We start from the raw sequence: 2,371 nt of genomic DNA, 5'->3' as shown, positions 1-2,371 counted from the left end.
TCCTACATTATAGCAAAAGGAGACTAAAGCCGCGAATTGTTCATCGGTTAAAGAAACTTGAACGGCTTGTTCAACGGCATTTTCAAATTGTCTTAAGTCTTGGCAAAGAAGTTCTTCTGCTTGTTTTTCAGTGATTGCCATACCTTTATGAACAAAAGGTTTTCCAGCATTGTTTGTATGTCCATAACCGATTGTCCACACCCCAATGGCATCTTTATAGGCATTCAAACGCAAGCCTTCCCATTGTTTAATTAGAGCTAACCCTTGTTGTGATATTGTTCTCATATGCTTCTCCATAAAAAAGCCCCACAAAAGCAGAGCTGAATTAAAAATTGATATTTTTCCCATTTGAAAGGATGGCTTGTTAAAACCTATGTAGCTTGTTCATTGGAACAAAAGAATGTATTTGACATTATCTATTATGTAGCATATAAACTACAAATGTTTATTGTTAAAAAAACACACTATTTTACAGAGTGGTTAGATTCGTTAAAAGACAAACAAGTGCAAAAGAAAATTGCTGCACGTATTTTCCGCCTTGAATATGGGCTTCTAGGAGACGTGAAATATTTCCGTGGCATTGGTGAACTAAAAATAAATTATGGACCAGGCTATAGGATTTATTTTGTAAAACAAGGGAAACAAATCATTTTGTTATTAAATGCTGGTGATAAATCCACACAACAAAAAGATATCGAAAAAGCCCTTCAATTAGTAAAGGAAATGAAACATGGAAATTACTAAATTTGATGTAAGTGAATATTTTAATACACCTGAAGACTTTAAGATCTTATTAGATGATGCTTTAGAAACCAAAAATAGTGGCTATATTGCACATGTATTAGGTATTATTGCGCGTAAACAAGGAATGACAACTGTTTCTCAAGAGACAGGACTATCAAGAGAGTCTCTTTATCGTTCTTTAAGCGATAAAGGTGATCCACGCCTTTCTACTTTTCTTAGTGTGTTAAGTGCATTAGATTTACAAATGAGTTTAACACCTATCCAAAATAATTGTAAGGAACAAGCGGCTTTAGAAGAAGCATCTTGACTACCTCCCCATTTTTGAAAACGGGGAGGGAGTATATATTTACTTAAGCAACTTTTCTAATGGTGCTCTCGGAATTTGGTTCATAAGCGCGTACCAAAGAATCCATGCTATGTGGAAGTTCGGAAGCTCCAAAATCTGTAAGAATTGCCAAGATCTTTGTAATATTTGGAACCTCATTTTGAAGTTTTAAAATCAAAGCTTTTTCTATTGCATTCATAGTTTGAACCAGAGCACTACAATCTTTGTCGCTCATATTCTCATGTCTAGAAAATCGAGATAATGCCATCCATAAATCGCACAAGAAGTTGGTATCTATCTTCATTGCACACCTCCATGGATTTGTTCTCTCAAACATGCTAATCCTCTCGATGTGATTTTCGTTGAAGGGAGCACCTTCTCTGTACCATCTGGTCTTTGAATGGTGATCGCAGGACAGTCCATAAAGCCTTTTTTGATTTTATCTTGATAAGGTAACAGAGGCGCGCCCCTGGAGCACGACGATATACCCAATCATGTTTACGCAAGTAATCCGTTAAATCCTTTGGTCGCACTTCAAGCATCTTCGCTGCTTCGATAAGACCGAACAAACCATCAGAACGCTTTAGACCTTCCAAAGCTTCAGCTTTTGGAGCTAATTCTGCAATAACATGATCTTTCTGTTCTATTTGACTTTGTAAATGCTTCAAGACGCCAAGCAATGCTTCGGGTTTGGAGTAGTCAACTTGTGGTGTTGCTACTTGTTTCAAAAGCCGTTCACATTTGATAAAGTATTGACGCGCTTCATGTCCTTTATCATTACGCTCTATCATCGAAAGATGTTTAGCCATGTCTAAGGTGAGAGCATAATCTTTAGAAGGACGTCCACCTGAACTTTCGCTCAAAAAAGAGCAAAAGTCATGCTCTTCTTTAAATTTACAATCTTGAATACGTCTGATAATCCAATCTTTAAAACTGGTTTTTACTTCTAAAAATGCGTGTAATTCGCGAGCGTTAACAGTTTGAACTGTTTCCTGTCCAATTATTTGTTCTGATATTTTTATAAGAGTGTTCATGATGAACTCCTAGATGTTAAAGTTTTTGATTGACACTCAATAGAGAGTGCCGGGTGCTCAAAAACACGGCATCTAGTCCGTCGTTATGCCTTTCCCAAAAGGGTATTGTATAGCATAACCACACCCGACAAGACCTTTATATGCCACGGCATATAATGAGTCAAAATCTTTAATGTTCAGAAGATTGATTATTTCGGCAACCAATCCGCTAGATGTTTTAAGGTGTTTTTGAGGCACCTGATTCGATTATTCATATTGTCGCCACATT

At 36.8% G+C, this 2,371-nt stretch carries 4 protein-coding genes and 1 pseudogene; 2 read left to right on the top strand and 3 right to left on the bottom strand.

Going from position 1 to position 2,371, the window contains the following annotated elements; all coding sequences use genetic code 11:
• The coding region (locus ACFINU_RS09655) for a lysozyme (RefSeq protein ID WP_375618945.1) at positions 1-285 on the bottom strand (285 nt) is incomplete at its 3' end.
• A 156-nt stretch (positions 286-441) separates the two neighbouring features.
• On the opposite strand from ACFINU_RS09655, the gene ACFINU_RS09650 reads away from it, so the two are divergent.
• Positions 442-744: a type II toxin-antitoxin system RelE/ParE family toxin gene (locus ACFINU_RS09650; protein ID WP_006589072.1), complete on the top strand. Its 303-nt coding sequence runs from the start codon at positions 442-444 to the stop codon at positions 742-744.
• A complete protein-coding gene (locus tag ACFINU_RS09645) occupies positions 731-1,051 on the top strand; it encodes an addiction module antidote protein (RefSeq protein ID WP_375618944.1) in 321 nt (106 codons plus the stop codon). Before ACFINU_RS09650 ends, ACFINU_RS09645 begins: the two co-directional genes overlap by 14 nt.
• A 43-nt stretch (positions 1,052-1,094) precedes the next feature.
• Here ACFINU_RS09645 and ACFINU_RS09640 read toward each other — a convergent pair whose 3' ends face one another.
• Entirely contained in the window at positions 1,095-1,373 is a 279-nt protein-coding gene (locus ACFINU_RS09640) for a hypothetical protein (RefSeq protein ID WP_375618943.1), read from the bottom strand.
• Positions 1,370-2,103 (bottom strand): annotated as a pseudogene (locus ACFINU_RS09635) (antA/AntB antirepressor family protein). The gene ACFINU_RS09640 and the pseudogene ACFINU_RS09635 overlap by 4 nt, the downstream one beginning before the upstream one ends.
• Positions 2,104-2,371: the final 268 nt, after the last annotated feature.

Origin of the sequence: Bartonella sp. AC130YNZD (assembly GCF_042196865.1) — a bacterium.
In the GTDB taxonomy this organism is placed as follows: domain Bacteria; phylum Pseudomonadota; class Alphaproteobacteria; order Rhizobiales; family Rhizobiaceae; genus Bartonella.
This window is presented reverse-complemented; position numbering and strand designations above follow the sequence as displayed.

Coding starts and splice junctions, on each gene's coding strand:
- ACFINU_RS09650 (WP_006589072.1), top strand. CDS start 442: ATGTTTATTGTTAAAAAAACACACTATTTTACAGAGTGGTTAGATTCG.
- ACFINU_RS09645 (WP_375618944.1), top strand. CDS start 731: ATGGAAATTACTAAATTTGATGTAAGTGAATATTTTAATACACCTGAA.
- ACFINU_RS09640 (WP_375618943.1), bottom strand. CDS start 1,373: ATGAAGATAGATACCAACTTCTTGTGCGATTTATGGATGGCATTATCT.